Source organism: Streptomyces radicis, assembly GCF_003626575.1.
Lineage (GTDB): Bacteria > Actinomycetota > Actinomycetes > Streptomycetales > Streptomycetaceae > Streptomyces > Streptomyces radicis.
In genome coordinates, this window is sequence record NZ_RBDY01000007.1 from 236589 (window position 1) to 242588 (window position 6000).

The following is a 6000-nucleotide window of genomic DNA, read 5'->3' on the forward strand; positions in this document are numbered from 1 at the left end:
TCCGACCAGGCGTCACCTCTTCGGGTGCACATGGCCGAAGCCGGCAACTTCTGTCCGTCAGGGGGAGTCATTCCTGTGACGAGAGGAGGTGCCGCCCGTGATCGGATCCATGTCGGCCCATCGCCGGGCCAACGCCTTCGCCCATCTCCTCGATGAGTCGCGGCTCGACAGGCCGGGACTCGACGAGGAGGAGACGGCGGCCCCGGGGGCCCCCGGGCGTGAGGCCCCGGAGGACCGGCGGGAGCACGCAGCCCTGCTGGCGGTCGTGGAGAGGCTGGCGGCCCTGCCGGGGCCCGAGCTCTCCCCCGGGACCAGGACGGCCCAGCGGGCGCGGCTGGTCGCCGCGATGGAGTCGGCGTTCGCCGAGGGCCTGGACCCCGCCGAGAGCCCGAGCGCCGGTCGCGTGCCGGGCCAGCGCCGCGCGCGCGGCACGAAGGGCGCGCACCGCGCCGCCCAGGGCGGCGTCCTGGCCAGGCTCAAGCCCACCACACGTCTCACCAAGGGGCTCGCGGCCGGCGGCCTCACCGTGGGCGTGGCCGCGGGCGCGTTCGGCGGCGTCGCCGCCGCGAGCACCGACGCCCTGCCTGGCGACACGCTCTACGGCTTCAAGCGCGGCATGGAGGACCTGCGGCTCGACTTCGCCGACGGCGACATGGACCGCGGCCAGCTCTACCTCGACCACGCCTCCCGGCGGATGGGCGAGGCGAGACGCCTCCTCGAGCGCGGCAGATCGGGCCCGCTCGACCACGAGGACCTCGACGCCATCCGCAGGGCCCTCGCCAGCATGCGCGACGACGCCGCCGAGGGCCACCGGCTCCTCACCCGCGTCTACGAGGCGGACGGCTCCATCGACCCGATCCGCTCGCTCTCCGCCTTCGCCGACGACCACCGCGACACCTGGACCCACCTCCGCGGCAGGCTCCCCGCCCCGCTGTGGGACGTCGGCGTCGAGGTCACCGACGTCTTCGACGCCATGGAGGAGGAGATCGGCCCGCTCCAGTCACTCCTGCCCGAGCGCACCGAGAGCACCTCGTCGGCCGACGGCTCGGGCGGCGGCGCCTCCGCGTCCCAGCGCCCTGGCGGCCACGCGTCCGAGCACCCCGCCACACGCCCCGACCCCGGCACCACCCACGACCAGCACGACGACGACCACGACCACACGGGCGCGGACGAGTCCGAGCCACCGGGCGACGGGCTGCTCGACGGCGGCCTCCTCACCCCCGAGGGCCGCGAGTCGGGACCCGAGGCAAGCTCCCCACCCGGCGACACCGAGCCGGGCCGGCTGCTCCCCGAGCCCGATGTCACCATCCCGCCCCTGGTGGAAGACCTGCTCCCCGACCTCGGCCTCGACCCCGAGGAGCCCTAGGCTCCAGGACCCCTTAGAAGAACACCGACCGCCGCGCCACCAGCAGCTTGTACAGCGTGTGCTGGATGGTCTCCCGCACCTGATCGGTCAGCTGGAACATCAGCATGGGGTCCTCCGCCGCCTCGGGCGGCTGGTCCCTGGTCTCGATCGGCTCACCGAACTGGATGGTCCACTTCGTGGGCAGCGGGATCGCGCCCAGCGGCCCCAGCCAGGGGAACGTCGGAGTCAGCGGGAAGTACGGCAGGTTCAGCAGGCGGGCGAGGGTGCGCGCGTTGCCCACCATGGGGTGGATCTCCTCGGCACCCACGATCGAGCAGGGCACGATCGGCACCCGCGCCCGCAGCGCCGTCGCCACGAAGCCGCCGCGCCCGAAGCGTTGCAGCTTGTACCGCTCGGAGAACGGCTTGCCTATGCCCTTGAAGCCCTCGGGCATCACCCCGACCAACTCACCCCGGGCGAGCAGCTCCTGGGCGTCCTCCGCACACGCGAGCGTGTGCCCGGCCTTGCGCGCCAGCTCGTTGATCACCGGCAGCTGGAAGACCAGATCGGCGGCGAGCAGCCGCAGATGACGGTCGGCCGGGTGCCGGTCCCTCACCGCCACCTGAAGCATGAGCCCGTCCCACGGAAGCGTGCCGGAGTGGTTCGCGACGACAAGCGCGCCCCCCTCGTCCGGCACGTTCTCCATGCCGCGCACCTCGACCCTGAAGTACTTCTCGAAGACGGGCCGAAGCAGCGTCAGCAGCACCTCGTCCGTGAGGTCCTGGTCATAGCCGAAGTCGTCGACCTCGTACTCCCCCGTCAGCCGCCGCCGCAGAAACGCGAACCCCCGCGCCAGCGCCTCGTCGAGGCCGTCCCCGGGGCTCTCCTCCGGCTCCGCCCGCTCCTCAGGGGCGTCGTCGAGCGGTGGCCGCGCGCGCCCTCGCCCGCGGCGCTCCCCCTCGTCGAACGGGATCACCTTGGCGTCACCCACGGCGCAGCACCTCCTCGATGCGGTCGACCCACTGGCCCACCGCGTCCGGCGGCAGCGCGCCGGGCCCATGGGTCGCGACGAACGCCGCGAAGGTCTCCGGCGTCGTGTAGGCCAGCGGCCCACCCATCGCCTCGGTCAGCCGCGCGGTGCGCACGACCCGCCCATGGGTGAGCGAACGCAGCTGCTCGGCCGATATCCCCCTGATCCCGAGGGCGCCCAACGCCGAGCCGAGCCACGGCGCCAGGGGATGCGCCACGGGAACGGTCGGCCGCCCGATCCGCCGGGCGGCCTGGGACAGCAGCAGCACGCCGTCGCCCGCCACGTTGAACGTCCCGGCCCCCAGCGCCTCCTGGCTCCCCGGCTCGGCGATCGCGCGGGTCAGCACCTCGAGCACGTCGTCCTCATGGACGAGTTGGAGCCGCGGGTCGTAGCCGAGCAGCGTCGGCAGCACGGGCAGCCTGAAGTACGCGGCGAGCCGCGAGTCGGCGGCGGGCCCCAGTACGTGCGCGAACCGCAGCACGGTGACGGCCACATCGGGGCAGCGCCGCTCGAAGCCCCTGGCATACGCCTCGATCTCGGCGACATCGCGCGGGAATCCCCCGGCGGCTGGCGCCCGGGGCGGGGTGTTCTCGTCGAAGACGGCGGGGTCGCGCGCCGCGGTGCCGTAGATCTGCGTGCTCGACTTGATCACGACCCGGCGCAGTCCCGGCACTTTCTGGCAGGCGCCGAGCAGTTGGAGGGTGCCGAGGACATTGACCTCCTTCACCCCCGCGCGGCCGCCCCCCGAAGGCCCGGGAGTGCCGTGCACATCGAGGTGGACGACCGTGTCCACGGCGTGCTCGGCAAGCACCGTCACGATCGACGGCTGCCGGATGTCCGCCCTGACGAACTCGGCCTCGCCGAGCGGGTGCACGGGGGACCTGCTGTCGACGCCGACGACCCGGTCGACGTCCGGATCCCTGAGGATGTGACGCATGAAGCGCCCGCTGAGCTGTCGAGCGGCGCCGGTCACGAGCACGGTCCTGCCCATGCCTCTCCCCTGCCGTGCGGAGGCCCTCCCGTCGCGGTACGGACGGGAGGGCCGTTCAGCGGCGCTCGCTCACTTCTTGTTGCGGCGCTGGACGCGCGTGCGCTTCAGCAACTTGCGGTGCTTCTTCTTCGCCATCCGCTTGCGCCGCTTCTTGATGACAGAGCCCACGACTACCCTCGCTCACTTCGCTTACCCGGTGCGGGGCGTCCGAGCCCACACGACCTACATGTCGCTCAGCCTACCGTTCACCGAGTGATACGGGTTAATCGAGGGGGGTCGACGGGCCCGCTTCGTCGTTACGCGCTCTCCGCTCCCACGAACGACTCTCGGAGGTACTCATGGACGGCCTGCTCGGGAACCCGGAAGGACCTTCCCACCCGGATCGCGGGCAGATGACCGGCGTGCACCAGGCGGTACACAGTCATCTTGGAGACTCGCATCACCGCGGCGACTTCCGCCACGGTCAGGAACTTGGCCTCGCTCAGAAGCCTTTCACCAGTAGCCATGTCACACCTGACCTTCCGCACATGTCGGACACCGGCTTCCCCTCCGGTGACTCCCTCTCGCATGTGCGCTCATCCCCAGAGTAGGGGCGGGTGATGCGAGTGGGGAAGAGGTGCCTCAACCGGCCTTTTACAACGAGCCTGGTCTTACCGTGACGAAGAAGACCGATTGAGACATAGCGCCGAAGCGCCCCGTAGCACCACGGGCGCATGGCGTCAGCACGCGACGTTTCCGCCCCGACCGCAAACGCCTTCGCGCCGACCGGTCGCCGAGGCCGCGGGCCCGGCGGGCACCTGGGGCGTCGCCCCGTGGCTGACCTGCGCGGCAACGCCGGTCGGCCCCCTCGGACACCCCTCTGCCCCGGGCCCCAACGCCCGTGCGGACGCGCGGAGGTGAGGGGGCGCGAACGCGGGATGTGAACGATGACGCCGCGGCGCCATACCCGGACTTCCGCCCCCCGGCGCGAGCCGGGGTCGCACGGTGGCGTAGAGGGAATCGGGTCGTTTTGTCGATAGATCCCCCCTGCGCTGATGTGAGATGGGCGCAGCATGTCGACGCCCCACGGCCCGTCAACCGGGCGTAGGCGGTGGCCAGTCGGCGGGTGGCGGGTCAGGGGAGCAGGCCGTGGTGGGGGTAGACGGCGCGGCGGGTGGCGAGGATGGCCCGGTCGACGGTGTCGGCGGGATCGTAGCCGTCGGCCCAGTCGCGCCAACGCGGGGCCCTGCCGTCGGTCATGCGGCGGGGGCCGCTCTGCCGGGTCAGCGCGTAGACGGCTTTCAGCCAGCTGTCGGGGGTGGCCGCGGTGGGGTCGACGGGGGCGTGGGCGGCGATGGCGACGAGGTGGGTCCAGAGGCGGGGGACGACGTCGATGACGGCGTACCCACCGCCGCCGAGCGCCAGCCATCGGCCTTCGGCGTGCTGGTGGGCCCAGTCGTGGCAGGACTCGGCGGCCAGGCGCTGGGCGTCGAGGCTGAGCGCGAGATGGGCGAGGGGGTCTTCGAAGTGTCCGTCGGCGCCGTGCTGGCTGACGACGACCTGGGGGCGGAAGGCGGCGAGGAGCTCGGGGACGACGGCGTGGAGGGCACGGAGCCACTCCTGGTCGGATGTCCCGGCGGGGAGCGGGATGTTGACGGCGCCGCCGGGGGCGGCCTCGCCGCCGGTCTCCTCGGGGAGCCCGGTGCCAGGGAAGAGGGTGCGGGGGTGTTCGTGGAGCGAGATGGTGAGGACGCGGGGGTCGTCCCAGAACGCGTCCTGGACGCCGTCGCCGTGGTGCACATCGGTGTCGATGTAGGCGACGCGCTCGGCGCCCAGCTCCAGGAGGCGGGCGATGGCGAGGGCGGCGTCGTTGTAGACGCAGAAGCCGGAGGCCGCGGCGGGCATGGCGTGGTGGAGACCGCCCGAGAAGTTGACGGCGTGCTGGACGTCGCCGCGCCAGATGTCGTCGGCGCCCGCGACGGACTGCCCGGCGATGAGGGCGGACACCTCGTGCATGCCGGGGAACGCGGGGGTGTCGTCGGTGCCGAGCCCGAGCCGCTGGTCGGCCTCCCAGGGGTGGAGAGAGGCGTGCCGGACGGCGTCGAGGTAGGGGGTTCGGTGGACGAGAGCGAGGGTGGAGTCCCCTGCGGGGCTCGCGGCGACGACGTCGATGCGCCGGTCGAGGCCGAACGCCTCCACGAGCCGCATGGTCAGGGTCAGCCGCACGGGGTCCATCGGGTGTGCGGGGCCGAAGTCGTATCCGGCGACACCCTCGTCCCACATCAGTCGTGCCTCACCACTCATGGTGACACGGTAGCGGAACGCAAGTAGGCCCTGCCGACGAAATCCCTGTCGGCAAGGCCCACTTATGAAGAATTGTCCGGCGGTGTCCTACTCTCCCACACGGTCCCCCATGCAGTACCATCGGCGCAGGGAGGCTTAGCTTCCGGGTTCGGAATGTAACCGGGCGTTTCCCTCCCGCCATGACCACCGGAACACTGCGAGAACACAGTCTCCGGCCGGTCAAGAATTCACAGTGGACGCGAGCATCTGCGGACAAGCCCTCGGCCTATTAGTACCGGTCAACTCCACCCGTCACCAGGCTTCCATCTCCGGCCTATCAACCCCGTCGTCTACAGGGAGCCTTACCCCATC

The 6000-nt window shown here is 71.8% G+C and carries 6 protein-coding genes and 2 rRNA genes; 1 reads left to right on the forward strand and 7 read right to left on the reverse strand.

What is annotated here, in order from left to right; translation table 11 throughout:
* Window positions 1-97 precede the first annotated feature (97 nt).
* Complete coding sequence (locus D7318_RS13200; protein ID WP_120697122.1) at window positions 98-1366, forward strand: DUF5667 domain-containing protein; 1269 nt, start codon at window positions 98-100, stop codon at window positions 1364-1366.
* A gap of 13 nt (window positions 1367-1379) precedes the next feature.
* Here D7318_RS13200 and D7318_RS13205 read toward each other — a convergent pair whose 3' ends face one another.
* The 7 genes from D7318_RS13205 to D7318_RS13235 all read right to left on the reverse strand — a co-directional run.
* Window positions 1380-2336: a lysophospholipid acyltransferase family protein gene (locus D7318_RS13205; protein WP_120697123.1), complete on the reverse strand. Its 957-nt coding sequence runs from the start codon at window positions 2334-2336 to the stop codon at window positions 1380-1382.
* On the reverse strand, window positions 2329-3366 hold the full coding sequence (locus D7318_RS13210) for an NAD-dependent epimerase/dehydratase family protein (protein ID WP_120697124.1): 1038 nt from the start codon (window positions 3364-3366) through the stop codon (window positions 2329-2331). Before D7318_RS13210 ends, D7318_RS13205 begins: the two co-directional genes overlap by 8 nt.
* A 69-nt stretch (window positions 3367-3435) precedes the next feature.
* A complete protein-coding gene (locus D7318_RS13215) occupies window positions 3436-3534 on the reverse strand; it encodes a 30S ribosomal protein bS22 (RefSeq protein ID WP_003948845.1) in 99 nt (32 codons plus the stop codon).
* Window positions 3535-3662: 128 nt separating this feature from the next.
* Window positions 3663-3872 carry a helix-turn-helix domain-containing protein gene (locus D7318_RS13220; RefSeq protein WP_113687414.1) on the reverse strand — a complete coding sequence of 70 codons (210 nt, stop codon included), beginning with the start codon at window positions 3870-3872 and terminating at the stop codon, window positions 3663-3665.
* A gap of 607 nt (window positions 3873-4479) precedes the next feature.
* Entirely contained in the window at window positions 4480-5649 is a 1170-nt protein-coding gene (locus D7318_RS13225) for an acetoin utilization protein AcuC (protein WP_120697125.1), read from the reverse strand.
* A 74-nt stretch (window positions 5650-5723) separates the two neighbouring features.
* Window positions 5724-5840 (reverse strand): 5S ribosomal RNA (rrf, locus tag D7318_RS13230).
* 57 nt (window positions 5841-5897) lie between these two features.
* Window positions 5898-6000 (reverse strand): 23S ribosomal RNA (locus tag D7318_RS13235); the annotation flags it as partial.

Excerpts from the sequence above, each read along its gene's own strand:
- D7318_RS13210 (WP_120697124.1), bottom strand. The coding sequence starts at position 3,366 with ATGGGCAGGACCGTGCTCGTGACCGGCGCCGCTCGACAGCTCAGCGGG.
- D7318_RS13225 (WP_120697125.1), bottom strand. The coding sequence starts at position 5,649 with ATGAGTGGTGAGGCACGACTGATGTGGGACGAGGGTGTCGCCGGATAC.
- D7318_RS13220 (WP_113687414.1), bottom strand. The coding sequence starts at position 3,872 with ATGGCTACTGGTGAAAGGCTTCTGAGCGAGGCCAAGTTCCTGACCGTG.